Origin of the sequence: Bacillus sp. FJAT-42315, from assembly GCF_002797375.1 — a bacterium.
Lineage (GTDB): Bacteria > Bacillota > Bacilli > Bacillales > Domibacillaceae > Bacillus_CE.
Genome location: NZ_KZ454941.1, coordinates 2975097 through 2996682, shown reverse-complemented (window position 1 = coordinate 2996682; position 21586 = coordinate 2975097). Strand labels below are relative to the sequence as shown.

Sequence of the window (21586 nt, the reverse complement as noted above, 5' to 3'; positions counted from 1 at the left end):
AGCTCGCACTCCGCAAAAAGCGATCGTGAGTCAATAAGAAGGGGGTGTCGAGAAAATGACTTTCTCGACACCCCTAGTTGTATTTAATTTTTATATCCATCCACAACTAAATCTAATTTTCCACTTGCTGGATCAATCACTAGTCCATGAACAGGAATATTATTTTGCATCAATGGATGGCTTTTTACCATACTGACACTATGAGTTACGCTTTCTTCTACACTATTAAAGCCTTCGAGCCAACCATCAACATCAATGCCAGCATGCCTTAATGTGTCAATTGTTTCTTGCTTTACGCCCCGCTCAGTCATTGCCGCTAAAATATTTTCGCTTTTTAGCGAGCTCATGCCACAATCGTGATGGCCGACGATTAGCACTTCATCTGCTTGCAGCTGGTAAACCGCTACGAGTAAACTGCGCATAATACTTCCGAATGGATGGTTAACGATCGCACCTGCATTGCGGACAATTTTGACGTCCCCATTTTTGAAGTTCATTGCCTTCGTCACAAGCTCGACAAGACGAGTATCCATACAAGTTAAAATTACGACACGCTTATCCGGAAATTTATCCGTTGCAAATGCTTCGTATTGCTTACTTGCTACAAAATTTTCATTATAAGTTAAAATTTCTTCTAATAACGTCATCTCGTCATTCCCCCTTCGTACATCTTCTATTTTACATGAAGATGGCGAAGGTGAGAATTTTTAATTCGTTTTTTTACATTAATTCAACAATTTTTTTGATTGAATGGTCGAGTTCTTCCATTGGAATGAAGCGGGCTTTCCGGAACATTTCTTTTCCTTCCACAAAGAAAATGAGGACAGGGATCGTGAAGATGGAATACTCTCCGGCAATTTCAGGTACATCGTCGGCGTTGATGTGTAATAGTTTCACTTGTGGATAGTTCGTTAATAGTTCCTCCACTTGTGGTAAAACCGCGTGACAAACCGAGCAATTCGGTCGTGAAATATAAAGTAAAGTGAGTGGATGCTCCTTTAATCTTTCGTGAAGGGTAGATAGCGATGAAATTTTTTCCAAGAGGATGACCTCCCTTTTTTATTTAATTATACCATTAGGGGTATGTTAGAGCAAGAGCGATGGCTTTATAATACGAGTAGACAAGGAGGAGTTTATATGGCAGGAAGAAAAGAAGACGAATTACAAGACATCACCCTTTTAGGAAATCAAGGGACCACATATAAATTTGCTTACGATCCATCCATTCTCGAAACATTCGATAACAAGCACCAAAATCGTGATTACTTCGTGAAATTCAATTGTCCGGAATTCACGAGTCTATGTCCAATGACCGGACAACCGGATTTTGCGACGATTTATATCAGCTATATTCCAGATGTGAAAATGGTGGAAAGTAAAGCGTTAAAGCTCTATTTATTTAGCTTCCGCAATCACGGCGACTTCCATGAGGACTGCATGAACATCATTATGAATGATCTAATTGAACTCATGAACCCACGCTACATCGAAGTTTGGGGCAAATTTACGCCACGTGGCGGGATTTCCATTGACCCGTATACAAACTGGGGCCGTCCAGGAACAAAATATGAGCAAATGGCCGAATACCGCATGATGAATCATGATTTGTATCCGGAGAAGATTGACAATCGATAAAAATGATTAGTGATGGTAAGGGGACTATGCTACACTAACGTTAACTTGTTTCGATAAACCCTATTCATTTGTGAGTAGGGTTTTTTTTATTGTTCTATGAAAACGAAAAAACAGACTCTACGTGTAGAGTCTGTTTATATATGGTAGCAATTATGCTTTTTGAACGTTAGTCGCTTGTAATCCACGTTGACCTTGTTCGATATCAAATGTTACAGCTTGACCTTCGTCTAAAGATTTGTAGCCTTCACCTTGGATAGCTGAGAAGTGAACGAATACATCGTCTCCGCCTTCACGTTCGATGAATCCAAAACCTTTTTCTGCATTAAACCATTTCACTTTACCTTGTTCCATTATTGTTTCCTCCTCGTGTGCTGTACACACATTTTGTTACTATCCTTGCTCTAAAATCTTCCAGACGGAAAGTTGTAACACTTATCAATCCTTACTGAACAAAAATAATTCTTCTTAAACATATCACACAATGTTATACAATACAAGGAGAAACAAAATATGATTGAAAAAGAGTACTATAAATTTAAACAGCTCAGTTCTACAGTTAGTAGCCCTTTTACACTATATCAATTTTTAGACATAGTATGTATTTCTTTAGGAAAGTAGGCGATTAAATGACTAATCTATTTAAAATTCACCAACCGAAAATCCCGCAAAATGTAACTTCAGTTGAGTTTAATGATTTAAAAGAAGAGCACTATTTTAAGAAATGCGTGATCCGTGATTGCTCCATTGTCGGGGAAGAGATTGAGCGAATCCAATTTGATCAAGTCGTTTTCGAAAATGTTTCTTTCATTGATGTGAACTTTCGATTTGTTGAATTGGTTGATGTTATTTTTGATAAATGCGATTTGTCCAATACCGAATTTTGCAATGGAAGTGTTCATCGAGTCGAGTTTAAAAACTCTAAATTATTGGGTTTGAATTTTGCAGATGCGGTGTTGCGTAATGTCGTGTTTGAAGAGTGTCAGGCAAGATTAGCTTCGTTTGGTTATGCAAAATTGAAGCAGGTGAAGTTTCAACAATGTGCCATTCAAAGTGGGGATTTTTATGAATGTCAGTTGGATAAAGTCGAGTTTAATCAATGCAATTTAGATGAAGCAAACTTTGAAGGCACGTCACTTAATGGAATCGACCTGAGTAGCTGTGAATTTCACGAACTTAAGGTCTCAGCAGAGAAATTAGCAGGATGTACCGTGTCTGAAGAACAGGCTATCGCTTTTTCTCGATTATTGGGCTTGAATATTAAATGAAGAAAGTGCTCGTAAGGTTAAGTGAATGATTGGAAAGTGGAAGAAAGCGTTGGCAAGGTCAAAGAAATAAGTAAAAAGTGGAAGAAAGTATTGGCAAGGTCAAAGAAACGAGTAAAAAGTGGAAGAAAGCGCTGGCAAGGTCAAAGAAACGAGCAGAAAGTGGAAGAAAGCGCTGGCAAGGTCAAAGAAACGAGCAGAAAGTGGAAGAAAGCAGTAGTAAGGTCAAAGAACGCCAAGCCGTCTCTAAAAAGCTACTTTATAAATTTTCATTTTGCTGCCCGATTTCTTTGCTAGCTAGTATTTCATTAGCGTCTTTTAAATCTTCGTACTGGTCTACTGAGTCACCGAGCGATTTTTTGACGTCAGAATGAATCGTGATTTGTGGATCGTGTGAAATTGGTTCAGTTAGTTTTAATTTCTTTTTCATAGTATCATCTCCTTATGATTAGTGTGAGTCGAAAATCTGTACTTATACGAAAAAAAGCAGACAAAAGAGTGTCTGCTTTTTTTATCCAGTATCTCGATCCGATCGCTTCAGTCCATACGTCGCTGAACAGCGCCTTTCGCCTTTCGTTATTGTCTAGCTCCAGCGGCTAGACTCTCGGACATAAGTCGTCACGTCTATGTGGCAAAAAACACCACTTAGACGGTCCGCCTGATGTCTGCCGAGTCTAAACAGCCGCTTTCGCCTTTCGTTATTCCACATTAAAGTATCTTGCGTCTGGGTGGGCGAATACGATGGCGGATACGCTTGCTTCGGGTTCCATCATGTAGCCTTCGGTGAGGTGGACGCCGATGTCTTCTGGTTGCAATAGTTTAAATAGTTTTGTTTGGTCTTCTAAGTTCGGACAGGCCGGGTAACCAAAGGAGAAGCGCTGGCCTTGGTATTTGGCGGCGAAGCGTTCTCTCATTGTGAAGTCGATGGGATCTGGGAAGCCCCATTGGTCGCGCATTTCTTGGTGGATGCGTTCAGCAAAGCCTTCCGCAAGTTCTAACGCCGTAGACTGGATCGCATGACTTTGCAGGAATTCGCCTTTTTCTTTAAATTTGGCGGCTTGATTACGAACATCGAAGCCAGCCGTGACGACGAACAAACCAACGTAATCGATTTCGCCGCTGTCAACAGGTTTTAAATAATCGGCTAGGCAAAGGAATGGCTCTTTTTGCTGCCGCGGGAAGGTGAAGCGTTCGATTTCTGTTTTAGCATCCGCTGGGTCGTAAATGATGACATCATCTCCGTCCGATTGAGCGGGAAAAAATTGATAGACGCTCGCGGTTTTTAGCAGGCCATCTTGTGAAAATTCATCGACGGTTTCTTTTAATAGAATCGCGCGTTCATCTTTTTCAGTGAGCAATTTGTCTATTTTTCCTTTTAAGCCGAGGTGGTGACCGATCAATGTTTGCATATTGATATACGGCTTTAAATGGGCAACTGGATAGTCGCGCTGAATATGCTTTCGTAAGTCGCGCGGCTGATAGACAGGAGCATCTTGCCGTACTGTTTTTACCGGCTTATTTAATACAGCAACCGCCGGCTTTGCTGTTTCGCGGTACGCTTCAATTTCTTTTCGTTTTTCCTGTTTTTCGGAAAGTTCATTTAATAGCTGTGACTTTTCCTCTTCATTTTGCAGGCGACTAGCAATCGATAGTCCATCCATCGCATCTTTTGCGTATAAAACAGGGCCGGTATATTCTGGCGAAATTTTTGTCTCGGTGAAGCGGCGAGAGAGGGCGGCACCTCCAACTAAAATCGGCACATCAATGCTAGCCGCTTTCATATCCTGAGCGGTCAACACCATTTGCTGGGCTGATTTGACGAGTAATCCAGACAGACCGACCATATCAGGATTTTCCTTTTTAATCGCTTCAATTAATTCCGACGGTGTTACTTTAATGCCAAGATCGACTACTTTAAAGCCGTTATTGCTTAAAATAATATCGACGAGATTTTTTCCAATGTCATGCACATCCCCTTTGACGGTAGCAAGGACGACTTTTCCTTTGCCATTGTCATTTTCTTTCTTTTCCATATATGGTTCTAAAAAGGCGACGGCTGCTTTCATCACTTCAGCACTTTGCAATACTTCGGCGACGATTAATTGGTTGTCATTAAATAATCGACCGACCTCGGCCATTCCTTTCATGAGTGGACCATTAATAATATCAAGCGGGGTATCATACATCGTTAATGCCGCTTCCAAATCAGGGATTAAGCCTTCTTTCGTTCCCTCAACAACGTAATAAGCAAGCCGTTCCGGTACCGTTTTCGGAATATCTTCTTCTTTTTTCTCCTTTTTCTTATCGCGGTAAAAATCGGTGAAAGCGGCTAACGTGTCATCATTCGTATGAAATAACAGCTTTTCCGCTAGTTCGATCTCACCTTGTGGAATCGAAGCGAAACGTTCTAATTTTTCCGTATTGACGATCGCGTAATCGAGACCAGCCTGCGTACAATGATATAAATAGACGGCATTCAGTACTTCGCGGCCGACAGGAGGGAGACCGAAAGACACATTGCTCACACCGAGAACTGTTAAAGCTTTTGGTAGTTTTTCTTTAATTAATCGAATACCCTCAATCGTTTCTTCAGCGGAACCGATGTATTGCTCATCACCAGTGCCAACAGGGAAGACGAGCGGGTCAAAAATAATATCCTCAGGAGCAACTCCCCATTTATTAACGAGCAGGTCATACGAGCGAATAGCGACTTCTAATTTTCGGTCGCGAGATACAGCCATGCCAATTTCGTCAATCGTACCGACGACAACCGCCGCTCCGTATTTTTTGACGAGCGGAAGGACCGCTTCAAATCGTTCTTCACCGTCTTCTAAGTTAATCGAGTTAATGATCGCTTTTCCTTGTGAATATTTCAGTGCTTTTTCAATCACTTTTTCATCTGTCGAATCGATGACGAGTGGCACTTTGACTTTTTTCACGACCTCTTGCATGAAGTTTTCCATATCCTCAAGCTCATCGCGATCCGGGTTGGCTAGACAAATGTCGATAACATGGGCGCCGCCTTTTACTTGGGCACGGGCGATTTCCGCTGCCTCTTCAAATTTGCCTTCAATAATTAGGCGTTTAAATTTTCGTGAGCCAATCACGTTCGTTCGTTCTCCGATAAATAATGGTCTCATTGTGTCATCGTATAAAAGCGGCTCAATCCCTGAGACGGCATGGTCATGGGGATGTTCTGGACGCGGGCGAGGAGGGAGGTCCTTGACCGCTTCCTTCATCGCTCGAATATGGTCAGGCGTTGTCCCGCAGCATCCGCCAACGATATTAAGCCAGCCTTTTTCCGCAAAGCCTTTGAGCTTTTGTGCTAAAGAGTCTGGCGATTCATGATAACAGCCTTCTTCATCTGGAAGCCCGGCATTTGGATAACAGCTAACAAAGCCTTTTGATAAAGCGGAAAGGGAGCGGATATGATCGGTCATAAATTCTGGTCCAGTCGCACAGTTTAAGCCGACAGAGAGCGGATGAATATGCTCGATCGAAATATAGAACGCTTCAATATTTTGTCCAGCAAGCGTTGTTCCCATCGGTTCAATTGTGCCGGAAATCATGACAGGGAGCGTTTTTCCTGTCTTTTCAAACGCGCGTTGAATCCCGAGCGTTCCCGCTTTGACGTTGAGCATATCCTGACTCGTTTCCATTAAAATTAAGTCAGCACCGCCATCAATTAGCGCCGTTGCTTGGAGCTCGAAATCTTTGCTTAAAGTTTCAAAGTCGATGCCACCTGTGACAGACAATGTCTTTGTTGTAGGTCCAATCGCTCCAGCAACGAAGCGCGGGTGATCAGGTGTTGAAAAATCATCGGCGCATCGGCGGGCAATTTCTGCGGCACGTCGATTGATTTCATACGTATGCTCCCCGAGATCATATTCATTTAACACAAGCTCCGTTCCGCCAAAGGAATTCGTTTCGATAATATCAGTACCGGCTTCAAGATATGCTCGGTGAATGCGATCAATTACATCAGGGGCGGTCATATTTAAATATTCATTGCAGCCTTCATAGTGTTCGCCACCGAAGTCCTTGGCGGTTAAGTTGGCTTGCTGAAGCATCGTTCCCATCGCCCCGTCAATGATGAGTATGCGTTTTTCTAATTCTTGTTCAATTAGATGTCGGTTGGACATGAGAAATCCCTCTTTCGTTTGTTTTTCCATCGAGCTGTTGAATATATTCGATGAGTTGAAGCGACATTTCGTATCGCAAGAACGGTGTGATTAAATAAATGCCGTTAAACAGCTCTGCCGCTGTGTCGATCAGCTCCTTTGCGATGGTGACGCCTTCACGAACGGAAGCTTCCCGATCTCCTTCGCAAGCTTTCATGCGTTTCAATGTTTCATCCGACAATTTAATACCAGGCACTTCGTGATGAAGAAACTCAGCATTTCTTGAACTTGTTAAAGGCATAATGCCGATAAAAATAGGTGTTGGCAAATGCTTCGTCGCTTCGTACACCTCGATGATTTTCTCCTTTGTAAATACGGGCTGAGTAATAAAATAATCCGCTCCGCATTCGATTTTTTTCTCTAATCGCTTCACTGCGCGGTCAAGCACACGCACATTTGGGTTAAAGGCGGCGGCAACGGAAAAGTTGGCTTTTTGTTTAAATGGCTTCCCGGAAAAAGAAATGCCTTCATTCATTCGCTTAATCAATTGAATGAGCTCTAAGCTCGATACGTCATAGACCGAAGTCGCCCCAGGGAAGTCGCCAATTTTTGTGGGGTCGCCAGTGATTGCTAGTACGTCATGCAAGCCTAGTGCGTGTAAGCCCATTAAATGTGATTGCAGCCCGATCAAATTGCGATCGCGGCATGTAATGTGGACGAGCGGTCGAATATGATGATTCATTTTCAATAAAGACGCGATCGCAAGGTTACTTACTCGTGGAGAAGCGAGCGAGTTATCGGCCATCGTAACAGCGGCGATGCCTGTTTCGTGCAACGCTTTCGCTCCTTCGATATAAGCATTGGTATCTAGCTGTTTCGGTGTATCTAGTTCAACAATAATCGTTCGTTCCGTTTTCACTTTTTCATGTAGGCGTGGAGTAGGCGGAACGGTCGTTTCTTTAATAATAATGGGTTGTTTTGTTTTTACTTTTTTTTCGGTAATCGGTGGGAGAGAAGCTAATGCTTTTTTCGTCGCTTCGATATGCTTTGGCGTCGTTCCACAGCATCCACCGATTAAGCGAACCCCTTCATTGCGCAGTTTGACTGCCGCTTGCCCGAAGTAATCGGCTTCTGATTCATAGACGATTCGCCCGTCCTCGACATCTAGTAGACTAGCGTTTGGATAAGCCGATAGGAAGGCTTTTTCCGGCAAGACCACTTCTTCTAACGCTTGAATCGTATGGTGAGGACCGAGTCGGCAGTTCACTCCAACGACGTCTGCTCCTAAACCTTCGAGATGATGAAGTGCCTGATTTAGAGCCATCCCGTTTTGGAGTACACCGGGCTCATGCATCGACACTTGGGCAATGAGTGGGAGATCGGTCAGACGACGAACCGTTTTTAACACTGTCGTTAATTCATCAAAATCATAATACGTTTCAAACAGGAGGCCATCTGGTTGTTCGGACAAAAGGCTGTCCGCTTGTTCACGAATTGCCGTTTCAATTTCCGTTAATGTCACGCTATTTTTTCTCATCCCGCGGATGCCGCCAATCGTTCCTAACACGAAGCGCCCATTTGGGGATGCTGCTTTTTTCGCAATTTGCATCGAAGCTTTGTTGAATTGTTGTACGCGATGCTCCAAGCCATAGCGTGCTAGTTTATGAGCATTGGCCCCGTAGGAGTTTGTCTGAATGACATCGGCCCCCGCTTTAATATACTCAAGATGAATTTGTTCAATCACTTCTCGTTTTTCCACATTTAATTCTTCATAGCAAAAGTCAATTCCATATGAATAAAGTAATGTTCCCATCGCTCCGTCCGCCGTTAGCACCTCATGTTTCAATCGATCTAAAATGTTCATTGTATTCACCCTCTCTAAAATAAAAAACGCCTTCTTAAAAAATAAGAAGGCGTTGTCATTAACGATCGCTATTCCTTCTTATCTGTCAAACGAATAAAATCGTTTGCTGGAGTTAGCACCGGACCGATCATCGGCTGGTTGCTGAAGCGTCCTAGGGCCAGTACCCTCGGCTTCTCTTGATAAGAAATACATTATTTAATTGATAGAAACATCATAGCGGTTGTGACAGAAAGAGTCAAGAGAATATTTAGAATATTTATTTAATTTATATTGTGAAAATAGCATGTGAAATGAGAAGTTTCTGAGTTTTAGAACTTTATTAAAAGCCATTGATGAACATGGATTAGAGGACTATACTTGCATTAATTTGACATTCGGATCGATTAATTGGAGGAGGAAAAGAAGTTGAATCAGCTTCGTTATTCTTTATTCGTATTGTTAGGAGCTTGTAGCTATGGCTTGCATTCGTCGTTAGTTAAACTGACAACAAATGCGGGTTATCAGGCAGAACAGGCGACTGGTGCTCAATATTTTTTTGGATTGCTGTTATTATTCGTGGTTGTGTGGTTTACGAAACGAGTGAAATTAAATATGAAACAGCTGGGCTCATTGTTGGGGGTTGGAATTTTATTAAGCTTAACCGGCGTGTTTTATGCGACGAGTATCGAACAATTATCGGCTTCTATGGCGATTGTTCTATTGTTTCAATTTACTTGGATCGGGATTGTGATTGAGTCTATTTATTTAAGAGCTTGGCCATCTAATTTAAAGTTGATTTCGATCGTTTTTCTTTGGGGAGGTACGTTGTTAGCCGGAGGTCTTATCTCTGGTCAAATGGATTGGATGAGCCAGACGAAAGGGCTTGTGTTCGGTTTTTTAGCAGCGATTACGTTCGCTTTATTTATTTTCTTTAGCGGAAAAGCAGGAAAAGGTGTACCGACCATTCAAAGAAGTTTAGTGATTACAGTTGGAGGGTTTTTGACGGTATTATTCTTTGTACCGCCTACATTTATTGTGGATGGAACGCTCACGGGCGGGTTATGGGCCTACGGTCTACTCGCTGCGCTGTTCGGTGTCATTCTACCAGTGATTCTCTTTGCGATTGGTACCCCACATATTGATTCTGGAACGGCAACAATTGTTGGAGCGGCGGAATTACCGGCGGCTATTTTATCAGCGATGCTCATTCTTGGTGAACAAATTACGCCAGAGCAGACAACTGGGGTGTTATTGATTTTAATCGGAATGGCCGTTCCACAGTGGCGTTCAAGAAAAATGGCGCGTCCGAAGAGAGTGTATACGAATTAAGGCTACCTTGCTTATATAAGGTAGCTTTTTCTTATCTTTGCAGGTTTTTCGATATGATTCAAGAATTAAAAAGGTAGGAACGAAGAAAGGATGGGGAGAGCATGGCGACAACATTACAGTTTATTAAAGAGGATTTCGAGAATAACGTATTTTTTCAGCATATTGGCTTTGAAGTGGTTGAGTTTGAAGATGATCGGGTAAAAATTAAGCTAAATATTAAAGATGTATTATTGAATACGAATGGCACGCTGCACGGAGGGGTGTATGCAACGATGCTAGACTTTATTCAAGGGATGCTGCTTCGGGCGGTCACAAAAGAAAAATGCGTGACGACTAATTTAACGACTCACTTTCTCGCTAGTGTATCTTCAGGTGAAATATTTGCGGAAGCAACCATCCTTCAGCAAGGCTACAAAATTGCTTTTATTGAAGGGGAAATCACAGATGCGGATGGGCGTTTGCTTGGCAAAGGAACAGGAACGTTTAAGATCATTCGAGAGAAGTAACCGTTCTTCAACAAGTTGTCGCAAGATTGTTAAAGAAAAAAATGATATACTTTCGGTAAAAAGTAATCTATTGAAGGTGGATCATGGATGAATAGGCAACTTTGGAATGATGCGCAGGCTTTTATAAAACAATGTTACCCAGAATTAAATAAGTCGGAAATGGAACGAACAAAACGTTTGCAAGAGATTAAGGAGCAAATTGAAACGACGGGAAGTTATAGTCATACATATGAAGAGTTAGTGCATGGTGCGCGAATGGCTTGGCGCAATAGCAATCGTTGTATCGGTCGCTTGTTTTGGCAAACGCTACATGTGTTTGATGAAAGGGAAGCACGCACGGAAGAGGAAGTGTTCACAGCACTTGAGCAGCATGTTGACTATGCCACAAATGATGGCAAAATTCGCCCCACCATTACGATATTTTCGCCGACTGTGCCGAATCGAGACGATGTGCGGCTTTGGAACCATCAATTAATTCGTTATGCAGGTTATGAAACAGAGACAGGAATTGTGGGCGATCCTTCGTCAGTGGAATTTACGGAACAATGTGAGAAATTAGGTTGGTGCGGAGAAGGAACCGATTTTGATTTGTTACCATGGGTCGTACAAATCGGTAATGAGTCACCGAAGTGGAAGCAAGCTCCTAGTCAGTTGATGAAGGAAGTGGAACTTGTCCACCCGGAATTTTCGTGGTTTCGTGAGCTCGGTTTAAAATGGTATGCGGTGCCCATTATTTCTGATATGAAATTAGAAATTGGCGGTTTAGAATACAAGTCTGCGCCATTTAACGGCTGGTATATGGGAACGGAAATTGGTGCGCGTAACTTAGCGGATGAATTTCGATATAATTTGCTTCCAGTGATTGCCGAGCGAATGGAGTTAAATACGAGCAAAGCTTCTACACTTTGGAAGGATCGTGCACTGATTGAATTAAATGCGGCGGTGTTACATTCTTTTAAAGAAGCGGGCGTCAGTATTGTCGATCACCACACAGCAGCCCAGCAATTTAAAGTTTTCGAACAAAATGAGAAGCAGGAAGGGCGGGCATTAACGGGAGATTGGACGTGGCTCATTCCACCGATTTCACCGGCTGTAACTCACATTTTTCACCAGCCATATGATGATACGATTCAAACACCGAACTACTTTTATCAAGATAAACCGTATTAATTTGTGCTGAGGACAAAAGGCTGACCCGATGAGGTCAGCCTTAGTTTGTCTTTAGCTTTTCACTTTTTGTAACATTTTTAACACGTGCAAAGAGCGGCCGGTCCCAATTGCTACTGATTCTAACGGATTGGGGGCAACATGAACGGGGACGAGGATTTCTTCACTGACCCATTCCTGCATTCCTTTTATTAAAGCACCGCCACCACTTAATACAATTCCTCTATCAACGATATCTCCGCTTAGCTCTGGAGGAGAGGTTTCTAATGTTGTTCGAATCGTTTCTAAAATGGTCAGTAGTGATTCTTTAATTGCTTTTTGGATTTCATATGAACTGACTTCAATCGTTTTTGGTAAGCCAGTCAACAGGTCACGCCCGCGAACGTCCATCTTTTGTTCTTGATGCTCAATTAAGGCATGGCCAATTTCCATTTTTATATTTTCTGCGGTTCGTTCACCGATGAGTAAGTTGTAAGTTTTTTTGACGTATTGGACGATATCTTCATCAAGCTTGTCACCTGCAAGGCGGATGGAATTACAAGACACGATGCCACCATAAGAAATGATCGCAACCTCTGTCGTACCGCCGCCAATATCAACAATTAAGTTGGCAATTGGCTCTTCCACTGGTAAGTCAGCTCCAATCGCAGCCGCAACAGGCTCTTCGATTAAGTGCACTTCCTTCGCTCCGCTACTTTTAATCGCATCTTCAATCGCCCTTCTTTCTACGGAAGTCGCTCCTGAAGGGACACAAACGACAACAGTCGGTTTTCGCAAATTTAAGCCAATTTCTTTACTTGCTTTTTGCATCAACCCTTTAAGCATTTCTGATGTAATATCAAAGTCGGCAATGACTCCATCTTTCATTGGACGAGTAGCAATAATGCGACCTGGTGTTTTCCCAATCATCTCCTTCGCATCAGAGCCAACCGCTAACACCTTTTTTGTCTGTTGATCAATAGCCACAACAGACGGTTCATTGACGATAATCCCCTTATCCTTACTGTAAACTAATAGGTTAGCAGTTCCTAAATCAATCCCAATTTCTGCTTGTCCAAACATCACATATACCTCCAATATTAACTCCTTTAAGTATGGATCGGAAAAAGATGCCTGTATAGGGGACAATGTATGGAAAAATAGATGTTACAAATTGATGTGAATTATAACGGTTTTGTGTTGTAGTCAGGTCAAAGGTCTAAGTGGTTATGGATAAAGATCCCATGAGTGTTGTTATTAAAAATTAATATTTGTTACAGAATAGTGCCGTCTCTATAGTTTGGCTTGTTGTGTTTATTTTATGATAGGAGGATATATATGCTTAGGAAAAAAGTGTGAGATGGATCGAGGAGGTGGGATCTTTCTTGGATGTTTTGCATGTTTCTTCGACCTTGCCGGTGGTTTCTTCGACGTTCTGCATGTTTCTTCGACCTTGCCGGTGCTTTCTTCGACGTTCTGCATGTTTCTTCGACCTTGCCAGTGCTTTCTTCGATGTTCTGCTCACTTCTTTGACCTTGCCAGTGTTTTCTTCGACGTTCTGCATGTTTCTTCGACCTTGCCGGTGCTTTCTTCGACGTTCTGCATGTTTCTTTGACCTTGCCAGTGCTTTCTTCGACGTTCTGCTTGCTTCTTCGACCTTGCCAGTGCTTTCTTCGACGTTCTGCTTGCTTCTTCGACCTTGCCAGTGCTTTCTTCGACGTTCTGCTTGCTTCTTCGACCTTGCCAGTGCTTTCTTCGACGTTCTGCATGTTTCTTCGACCTTGCCGGTGCTTTCTTCGACGTTCTGCATGTTTCTTTGACCTTGCCAGTGTTTTCTTCGACGTTCTGCATGTTTCTTCGACCTTGCCAGTGCTTTCTTCGATGTTCTGCATGTTTCTTCGACCTTGCCGGTGCTTTCTTCGATGTTCTGCTCACTTCTTTGACCTTACGAGATCGTTCTTCGGCTTTATCATCATTTTTTCAATAAAACAGCCGCCTGAAACATCATCTTTCAGGCGGCTTGTTGGAGTGATTGGCTTATTTTTCTCCGTTTGCGAAGAAGTCAGCCAATTCTTTGCTATATTTTTTACGGGCCTTCCGATGTTCAGCACGGTTAGCGGCTGTTTCGTTTAGCCATTTTTCTTCTTTTGATTCCGGTACAACTTCAGGAACAGGAACTGGTTTGCCGTTTTCGTCTAAGGCAACGAAGGTTAGGAAAGAGAGAGCGGCAACCGATGATTCTCCTGTTAATAAGTTTTCTGATAACACTTTCACAAATACTTCCATACTCGTCGTTCCTGTGTAAGAAACCATCGCTTCTAATGTGACGGCATCACCAACACGAATCGGCTTCAAAAAGTCTACAGAATCGGTAGAAGCGGTAACGACAGGTTTTCTTGCTAATTTCGTCGCTGTGATTGAAGCAATATCATCAATGTAAGCCATTAATTTTCCACCAAATAGCGTACCGTGGTGGTTCGTATCAGGAGGAAGCACGTAGCTTGTTTTTATAGATAATGTATCTTTCATTAATCTTTGTTCTCTCATTGCTGTCACCTCTTCAATTATGTCTACGGATTAGTATACATGAAACAGACACAAATCTGTCGTTTTTATAAAAAGTGAAAGAATTCTGAAATTATAGTTGTATTTTAATTCTTTTTAATGTATAAATATTAATAAGCTCAAATATATAAATTACGTGAATAACGTTTAAATAGAAAGGTGAGAGATGAATGGGGACTCAAACAGTGAAGATAGGGAATATGTATGGACTAGACTTTTTAAAGTTAATGGATTTTTCTTCTGAAGAGGTAGCAGCACTGATCGAATTAGCAGATGATATGAAAAAAAATAAGGAAAAATACTTCGATAGCTTAAAGGGACAAATTCTTGGAATGATCTTTGAAAAGCATTCGACTCGTACGCGGGTTTCTTTCGAAGCAGCGATGCTTCAGCTTGGCGGGAATGCGATGTTTTTAAGCTCGAATGATTTGCAAGTAGGACGCGGTGAAACGATTGAAGATACAGGAAAAGTGTTATCTGGTTATTTAGATGGAATTATGATTCGTACACATAGCCACTCAAGAATTGAGGCATTGGCTGAAGCGGCGAGTATTCCTGTCATTAATGGCTTAACAGATTTATATCATCCTTGTCAGGCGTTAGCTGATTTATTGACGGTCTATGAATTTAAAGGCGGTTTTAAAGGAAATAAAATGGTGTATGTAGGAGACGGAAATAATGTGGCTCATTCACTAATGATTGCGTCTGTAATGGTCGGCATGGATTTCACATTAACGGCACCAAAAGGATATGAAGCTGATCCTCAAGTCGTACAATTCGCACAAAAAATTAGCGAGCAAACAGGGGCAAAATTGGCATTTACTGAAAATCCGTTAGAAGCCGTAAAAGGAGCCGATTTCATCTATACGGATGTCTGGACGAGTATGGGACAGGAGGAGGAGGCGAAAGAACGCTTGCAAGTGTTTGCTCCTTACCAAGTGAACGATCAACTCATGGCAGCGGCAAATCAAGACTGCAAATTTATGCATTGCCTTCCTGCTCATCGCGAAGAAGAAGTATCAGCGAGTGTGATGGATGGAGAAAAGTCCGTCGTCTTCCAACAAGCGGAGAATCGGATGCATGCTCAAAAAGCGGTACTTTATAGCTTAATGAAAAAATAATAGCGAGTGACCGGACAGTAAGATGTCCGGTCTTTTTCGTTTTGGTGGTACAATAGAAAATAAAATTAGTGAGCACTGTAAGAGGTGAAGACATGGAACTTCGTCAAATCAAATACTTTATGGAAGTGGCGAGAGAAGAGCATGTAACCGAAGCGGCTTATCGTTTGCACGTTGCTCAGTCTGCTGTCAGTCGACAAATTGCCAAACTAGAGGATGAGCTTGGCGTCGAATTATTTTTACGTGAGGGAAGAAATGTCAAACTCACTTATGCCGGGAAAATATTTTTACAGCATATCGAATCAGCGATGAATGAGATCGATAAAGCTGTAGCCGCAGTCAATGATTATTTAAATCCAGAGAAAGGAAAAATCCGGCTCGGTTTTCCGAATTCGTTAGCAACAAAGACATTACCACGAGTGATTTCCGCTTTTCGAAAGCAATATTCAGATATCGGCTTCGACTTTCATCAAGGCTCCAACAAAGAATTAAAAGAATTAGTTCAAGAAGGAGAGATCGACCTAGCTTTCGTGTCGCCAGTACCTGAAAAAACAGCCAACATCGACACTCATGTCTTTTTTTCAGAGCGAATGCGAGTGCTTCTACCGAGCCAACATCCGTTAGCTAAACAGGAAAAAGTCAATTTAAGAGAGCTGAAGGATGATCAATTTGTCTTGTTCCGCACCGGGTATGATATGAGAAAGCTTGTTCTTGAAGCGTGTCAACAAGTCAATTTTGAACCGCATGTTGGCTTTGAAAGTGAAGATATTTACACTATTAAAGGGCTGGTTGAAGCGGGGCTTGGAGTGACATTGCTACCGGAAACATTGCTTGTAGACCAAACACCGCTTGGGACTGTCAGCCTCCCGATTAGTGTGCCGACAATTGCCAGAACCGTTGGCGTCATCATTACAACAGCAAGAGAGATGCCGCCATCAGAAAAAATGTTTTACCACTTTTTGATCGATTACTACAAGCGCTTGAATCAATTTAGCTTTTAGTTAAAGCAAAAGCCGGGGCTGTCCAGTAAGTCAATTTTCGAGTAAAAAGCACCGAAAATAAAAAGCCAAGAATGTTGATTTTACGGCATTCTTGGCTTTTGCTATTTTTAATTTCCGGGCTGAAAAATCACTTTTCGGACAGTCCCGGCTTTCTATGTTAAATTCCTTCCGCCCAGTTGCCGTTACGGAAGATTGGTTCTTTTTGTCCATCAGCTGTAATGCCATCGATGTTCATTTGTTCGGAGCCAATCATAAAGTCAACGTGGGTGATGCTTGTGTTTAGACCATTCTTTTCGAGCTCTTCTTGAGACATCGTTTTGCCGCCTTCAATACAGAAGGCATAGGCGCTGCCGATCGCTAAGTGATTTGAGGCATTTTCATCAAATAACGTGTTGTAAAAAAGAATATTTGACTCGGAAATTGGAGAGTGATGCGGTACGAGTGCAATTTCTCCAAGGTAATGGGAACCTTCATCTGTTTCTACGAGCTTCTTCAATACTTCTTCGCCTTCTTTAGCTGTCACTTCTGTAATGCGGCCATTTTCAAATGTAACTGTGAATTCATCGATGATATTGCCGCCGTAGCTTAATGGTTTCGTGCTAGCTACGTGACCGTTGACACCTGTTTTATGAGGAACAGTGAACACTTCTTCTGTTGGCATATTCGCCATAAATTCATGCCCTTTTTCATTGATGCTACCAGCCCCGACCCATAAGTGACCCTCTGGCAGATCAATCGTTAAATCTGTACCTGGTGCTGTGTAGTGAAGTGACTGGTAACGTCTGCTATTTAAATAATCCACCTTTGTATGCAGCGCTTGGTCATGTTGCTTCCAAGCTTCCACTGGTTGATCAACATCTGCACGTACTGCTTTGAAAATTGCTTCCCATAAAGCTGGAACTTGCTCTTCTTGAGGGAGGTTTGGGAATACCTTTTGCGCCCACGCTTCGGATGGAGAGGCAACGACACACCAGCTCACTTTATCTGATTGAATGAATTGACGGTATTTATTCAATGCTTGTCCGCTTGCTTTTTGAGAGTTGGCGATTCGTTCAGATTGCACGCCTTTTAGCAAATCAGGGCTAGAAGAAATGACAGACATAAAAGCTGCCCCTTCTTCAGCTAACTCTTCAAGCATTTGTGCACGCCATTTAGGAAATTCATGAAACGCTTCATCAGGAGCAAGGTCATATTTTAATCGAGTAACGGCATCATCGTTCCATTCTACATGAACGTGCTTCGCGCCTGCTTCGTACGCTTTTTTCACAATTAAGCGAACGAATTCTGTTGAGTCAGTAGATGCGTTGATGACCAACGTTTGTCCTGATTGAATATTGACGCCGACTTTAACAGCTAACTCTGCGTATTTTTCTAATGTTTGTTGAAAGTTTGTCATATACATTCTCCTCGCAATAGTTGTTTTCATAATTGTATCAATAAACAGACAGATGGCAAATAAAAACCCCGAAGAGTTCATGACTCTTCGGGGTTTTTCTCGAATAAGCTCTTTAAAATAGCAGGGTCACCAGCAATATCTTGTAGCGTATATTGATCGAGGACAGCGAGATAGGCTTGCAATGCTTTAAAAAGGACATGCTTCAGTCCGCAAACAGAAGTAACGACGCATTGATTTGTTTCCTTATTAAAACATTCGACCAAATGAAAGTCATCCTCTGTTTGCCGCACCACTTGTCCGATGTTAATTTCTTTCGGATGCATCGCCAAACGAATGCCGCCGCCGCGTCCACGAATCGTTTCAATAAGCCCCATTTTGCCAAGCTCATACGTAACCTTCATTAAGTGATTTTTAGATATTTGATAAGCTTCGGCAATTTCTTTAATATTAGCAAGCTCATTTTGCTCTTTAGAGGATAAATAAATGAGTACACGTAAAGAATAGTCGGTGTAAAGCGTTAGTCTCATAAATATTCACCACGAATCTTATAATATTTCCATTATATACTACGCGCTCTATCTTCTCAAAGAAATGTGAACATTTCTTTAAAGATGTATTTTATATATTGCTTTTGTTGTGAGCATCCTGTATAAATAAGATGTATTTAAAATACTACTTTAATGGAGGCACATTATGTTATCTGAAAAAACAATTGAAATTGTCAAAGCAACAGCTCCAGTACTTGAAGTAAAAGGAAAAGAAATTACTACTTATTTTTATAAAACAATGTTTGCTGATCATCCAGAATTACTTAATATTTTTAACCATGCCAACCAAGAGAAAGGGCGTCAGCAAACGGCTTTAGCAAATACAGTGTATGCAGCAGCGAAACATATTGATCAACTTGAAGTTCTTGTTCCAGCGGTGAAACAAATTGGTCATAAGCATCGCAGTTTGGCAGTGAAACCAGAGCATTATCCGATCGTCGGAGAATATTTATTAAAGGCGATTAAAGAAGTGCTTGGTGAAGCAGCGACAGATGAAATTATTAATGCATGGGCAGAAGCATACGGTGTCATTGCGAAAGTGTTCATCGATGTAGAAGCAGAAATGTATAAAGAAGCAAGCGAACAGCCAGGGGGATGGATGGACTTTAAACAATTTGAAGTCGTTGATAAAAAAGAGGAAAGCTCCGTTATTACATCTTTCTATTTAAAACCAAAAGATGGTGTTAACCTACCAGCTTATTTACCAGGTCAATACATCACGATCCAAGTTGAAATACCTGGGGAAGAATATACTTTAAACCGTCAATATAGCTTATCCGCTGCACCTACTCATGATGATTACTACCGCATTTCTGTTAAAAAAGAAATGGAGCAAAAACCTGAAGGCAAGGTGTCTAATTATTTACATGATCATGTGAATATTGGCGATACCGTTGAAGTAAGTGCACCAGCTGGCGATTTCTATTTAGATATGGACAGCGACAAGCCTGTCGCTTTAATTAGCGGAGGAGTAGGCATTACACCAATGATGAGTATGCTTGAAACATTAGCAGCTAAAAAAAGTGCTCAACCAGTCACTTTTATTCATGCTTCTCGCAATGAAGAAGTACATCCTTTTAAAGAAGACACAAAACAATTGATGGAACAGCTAGAAAATGGACAGGCGTATGTGAAATACGAACAAACAGATGGTTACATTAGCAAAGAATTTTTAAAAGAAGTGGTGCACCAAGATAGCATTTGTTATGTATGTGGACCAGTAGCGTTTATGGAAGCAATGATTCGTCAACTAAAAGAAAATGGCATCAGTGATGAGCAGATTCGATACGAATTCTTTGGACCAGCGGTATCTTTGCAAGCTTAATATATGAAAAGGGAATGTCTAGGAGGGCATTCTCTTTTTTTTGTCTTGTTTATGATTTTAAGTAAAAAACGTATGTAAATTTTCAAATTTAATCCGATAAAAGAAATATAAAATAAAAATGATAAGGTGAAAAAAGTATGGATAAGAGCTCAATTATTGGAATAATTCTAGGACTTGTTGCGGTAGGAGTAGGGATGGTGTTCAAGGGGGTTAGTCCAGTTGTCCTTGTGAATCCTGCAGCATTACTCATCATCATTCTTGGAACGATTGGGGCTGTCACGATTGCCTTTCCTGCCAGTGAACTGAAGAAGGTACCTAAGCTGTTCGGGATTTTATTTAAAGAACAGCAATTGATGACACCACAAGAGGTCATCACCCTATTTACGGGCTGGGCAGAATTGGCTCGTAAGGAAGGGTTATTAGCACTTGAGTCAAAAACAAATGAAGTTGATGACCCGTTTTTAAAAAATGGACTTAGCTTAACAGTCGATGGTCAAAGTGCGGATTATATTCGTGATGTATTAAATGAAGAGTTAGCTGCTATGGAAGAAAGACATCAAGCAGGAGCTGGTATTTTTACACAAGCAGGTACATACGCACCGACATTAGGGGTGCTTGGAGCGGTTATTGGATTAATTGCTGCTCTTGGAAATATGAACGATACCGATAGTCTTGGGCATGCTATTTCTGCAGCCTTTGTTGCCACATTGATGGGGATTTTTACGGGATATGTATTATGGCATCCATTTGCAAATAAATTAAAGCGCAAATCCAAGCAGGAAGTGAAAGTGAAAGAAATGATGATTGAAGGGGTTCTTTCCATTTTAGAAGGGGAAGCACCACGCGTATTGGAACAAAAACTCGCTTCTTATTTGCCAACAGAAGAAAAGAAAAAATTATTAGAAGAAGGCGTGGGGGCCAATGGCTAAGGGGAGAAAGAAACAACATGAGCATGAACACGTGGACGAATCTTGGCTCATTCCATATGCAGATTTATTGACGCTCTTATTAGCACTCTTTATCGTATTGTTCGCCATGAGTTCTGTTGATGCGAAAAAATTTCAAACGATGTCTCAAGCTTTTAATGAGGTCTTTCAAGGTGGGGCCGGTGTGATGGATTATCCAAGTACAACGCCGTCAGAGACGATGAATGATCCTAAAAATCAATCACAAGAAGGAAAATTAAGTGGATTAGGTGCGAAAGACCAAAAAGAACTATCCGAAATGCAGAAGAAAATGGCTGAATACATCGAGAAGAATAGTTTGCAAAATAAAGTAGAGACAACTTTGAGCGGTGAAGGGTTGCTTTTGCGGATTCGCGACAACGTCTTATTTAATTCCGGAGTTGCTGAAGTGAGAGAGGAAAATCGCCAAGCTGCTCGAGAGATTTCTCGATTACTCGAAATGGATATTCCTCGTAATATTATCATTAGTGGTCATTCGGATAATATCCCGATTAAAAACGAGCAATTTCAATCTAACTGGGAATTAAGTGCGATGCGCGCCGTTAACTTTATGAAAGTCATATTGGAGAATAAAAAGCTCGATCCACGTCTTTTCAGTGCGAAAGGGTACGGCGAATACCAACCGATTGCATCTAATGAAACAGCAGAAGGGCGTGCCAAAAACCGCCGAGTAGAAATATTGATTTTACCACAGGGAGGAAAAGAAAATAATACGCCTCCAGCAAAAAACTGAACCCGAGAATAGGGTTCAGTTTTTTCATACTGTTGAAAAACAACCTAGACAATGGACAAATTGCGAAATCCTAGGTAAACTCTCCTCGTGAATC

General features: G+C 41.6%; 21 protein-coding genes and 1 riboswitch. Of the genes, 10 read left to right on the top strand and 11 right to left on the bottom strand.

What is annotated here, in order from left to right; translation table 11 throughout:
* Positions 1-83: 83 nt before the first annotated feature.
* Entirely contained in the window at positions 84-647 is a 564-nt protein-coding gene (locus CEF22_RS14810; protein ID WP_100403457.1) for a beta-class carbonic anhydrase, read from the bottom strand.
* Between the two features lie 73 nt (positions 648-720).
* On the bottom strand, positions 721-1041 hold the full coding sequence (locus CEF22_RS14805; protein WP_100403456.1) for a thioredoxin family protein: 321 nt from the start codon (positions 1039-1041) through the stop codon (positions 721-723).
* Positions 1042-1137: 96 nt separating this feature from the next.
* Between CEF22_RS14805 and queF the strand changes: the two genes are divergently transcribed.
* Positions 1138-1635 (top strand): preQ(1) synthase, encoded by a 498-nt coding sequence (gene queF, locus CEF22_RS14800; RefSeq protein ID WP_094834220.1) that lies wholly within the window; start codon positions 1138-1140, stop codon positions 1633-1635.
* Between the two features lie 150 nt (positions 1636-1785).
* Here the strand turns inward: queF and CEF22_RS14795 are convergent, their stop codons facing one another.
* A complete protein-coding gene (locus CEF22_RS14795; protein ID WP_094834219.1) occupies positions 1786-1986 on the bottom strand; it encodes a cold-shock protein in 201 nt (66 codons plus the stop codon).
* A gap of 275 nt (positions 1987-2261) precedes the next feature.
* Between CEF22_RS14795 and CEF22_RS14790 the strand changes: the two genes are divergently transcribed.
* Positions 2262-2900 carry a pentapeptide repeat-containing protein gene (locus tag CEF22_RS14790; RefSeq protein WP_100403455.1) on the top strand — a complete coding sequence of 213 codons (639 nt, stop codon included), beginning with the start codon at positions 2262-2264 and terminating at the stop codon, positions 2898-2900.
* 256 nt (positions 2901-3156) lie between these two features.
* On the opposite strand, the gene CEF22_RS18740 is transcribed toward CEF22_RS14790, so the two are convergent.
* From CEF22_RS18740 to CEF22_RS14780, 3 genes are all read right to left on the bottom strand, one after another.
* The gene (locus CEF22_RS18740) at positions 3157-3327 is read right to left on the bottom strand and encodes a hypothetical protein (protein ID WP_198508074.1); all 171 of its coding nucleotides are present in this window, start codon (positions 3325-3327) and stop codon (positions 3157-3159) included.
* A gap of 268 nt (positions 3328-3595) precedes the next feature.
* Positions 3596-7039 (bottom strand): methionine synthase, encoded by a 3444-nt coding sequence (metH, locus tag CEF22_RS14785; protein WP_100403454.1) that lies wholly within the window; start codon positions 7037-7039, stop codon positions 3596-3598.
* Complete coding sequence (locus CEF22_RS14780) at positions 7017-8882, bottom strand: bifunctional homocysteine S-methyltransferase/methylenetetrahydrofolate reductase (protein ID WP_100403453.1); 1866 nt, start codon at positions 8880-8882, stop codon at positions 7017-7019. Before CEF22_RS14780 ends, metH begins: the two co-directional genes overlap by 23 nt.
* A gap of 75 nt (positions 8883-8957) precedes the next feature.
* Positions 8958-9068, bottom strand: a riboswitch (SAM riboswitch).
* 219 nt (positions 9069-9287) lie between these two features.
* Here CEF22_RS14780 and CEF22_RS14775 point away from each other — a divergent pair.
* The 3 genes from CEF22_RS14775 (at position 9288) to CEF22_RS14765 (ending at position 11866) form a co-directional block, all read left to right on the top strand.
* Positions 9288-10190 (top strand): EamA family transporter, encoded by a 903-nt coding sequence (locus tag CEF22_RS14775; RefSeq protein WP_100403452.1) that lies wholly within the window; start codon positions 9288-9290, stop codon positions 10188-10190.
* Between the two features lie 101 nt (positions 10191-10291).
* Entirely contained in the window at positions 10292-10696 is a 405-nt protein-coding gene (locus CEF22_RS14770; RefSeq protein ID WP_100403451.1) for a PaaI family thioesterase, read from the top strand.
* 87 nt (positions 10697-10783) lie between these two features.
* Positions 10784-11866 carry a nitric oxide synthase oxygenase gene (locus CEF22_RS14765; protein WP_100403450.1) on the top strand — a complete coding sequence of 361 codons (1083 nt, stop codon included), beginning with the start codon at positions 10784-10786 and terminating at the stop codon, positions 11864-11866.
* A gap of 51 nt (positions 11867-11917) precedes the next feature.
* On the opposite strand, the gene mreBH is transcribed toward CEF22_RS14765, so the two are convergent.
* From mreBH to CEF22_RS14750, 3 genes are all read right to left on the bottom strand, one after another.
* Complete coding sequence (gene mreBH, locus CEF22_RS14760; RefSeq protein WP_100403449.1) at positions 11918-12925, bottom strand: rod-share determining protein MreBH; 1008 nt, start codon at positions 12923-12925, stop codon at positions 11918-11920.
* A gap of 259 nt (positions 12926-13184) precedes the next feature.
* On the bottom strand, positions 13185-13652 hold the full coding sequence (locus CEF22_RS14755) for a hypothetical protein (RefSeq protein ID WP_157843245.1): 468 nt from the start codon (positions 13650-13652) through the stop codon (positions 13185-13187).
* A 227-nt stretch (positions 13653-13879) separates the two neighbouring features.
* Complete coding sequence (locus tag CEF22_RS14750; RefSeq protein WP_094834211.1) at positions 13880-14389, bottom strand: acyl-CoA thioesterase; 510 nt, start codon at positions 14387-14389, stop codon at positions 13880-13882.
* Between the two features lie 188 nt (positions 14390-14577).
* On the opposite strand from CEF22_RS14750, the gene argF reads away from it, so the two are divergent.
* A complete protein-coding gene (argF, locus tag CEF22_RS14745; RefSeq protein WP_100403447.1) occupies positions 14578-15528 on the top strand; it encodes an ornithine carbamoyltransferase in 951 nt (316 codons plus the stop codon).
* A gap of 92 nt (positions 15529-15620) precedes the next feature.
* On the top strand, positions 15621-16526 hold the full coding sequence (locus CEF22_RS14740; protein ID WP_100403446.1) for a LysR family transcriptional regulator: 906 nt from the start codon (positions 15621-15623) through the stop codon (positions 16524-16526).
* 157 nt (positions 16527-16683) lie between these two features.
* Here CEF22_RS14740 and CEF22_RS14735 read toward each other — a convergent pair whose 3' ends face one another.
* Both CEF22_RS14735 and CEF22_RS14730 read right to left on the bottom strand, forming a co-directional pair.
* Entirely contained in the window at positions 16684-17922 is a 1239-nt protein-coding gene (locus tag CEF22_RS14735; RefSeq protein ID WP_100403445.1) for an aminopeptidase, read from the bottom strand.
* Positions 17923-17999: 77 nt separating this feature from the next.
* Positions 18000-18449, bottom strand: coding sequence for an RrF2 family transcriptional regulator (locus tag CEF22_RS14730; protein WP_100403444.1), 450 nt, complete (start codon positions 18447-18449; stop codon positions 18000-18002).
* Positions 18450-18615: 166 nt separating this feature from the next.
* On the opposite strand from CEF22_RS14730, the gene hmpA reads away from it, so the two are divergent.
* The 3 genes from hmpA (at position 18616) to motB (ending at position 21492) form a co-directional block, all read left to right on the top strand.
* Positions 18616-19794, top strand: a complete 1179-nt coding sequence (hmpA, locus tag CEF22_RS14725; RefSeq protein ID WP_100403443.1) for an NO-inducible flavohemoprotein — start codon at positions 18616-18618, stop codon at positions 19792-19794.
* Positions 19795-19931: 137 nt separating this feature from the next.
* Positions 19932-20723: a flagellar motor stator protein MotA gene (motA, locus tag CEF22_RS14720; protein WP_100403442.1), complete on the top strand. Its 792-nt coding sequence runs from the start codon at positions 19932-19934 to the stop codon at positions 20721-20723.
* Positions 20716-21492, top strand: a complete 777-nt coding sequence (gene motB / locus CEF22_RS14715; RefSeq protein WP_100403441.1) for a flagellar motor protein MotB — start codon at positions 20716-20718, stop codon at positions 21490-21492. Before motA ends, motB begins: the two co-directional genes overlap by 8 nt.
* Positions 21493-21586 lie beyond the last annotated feature (94 nt).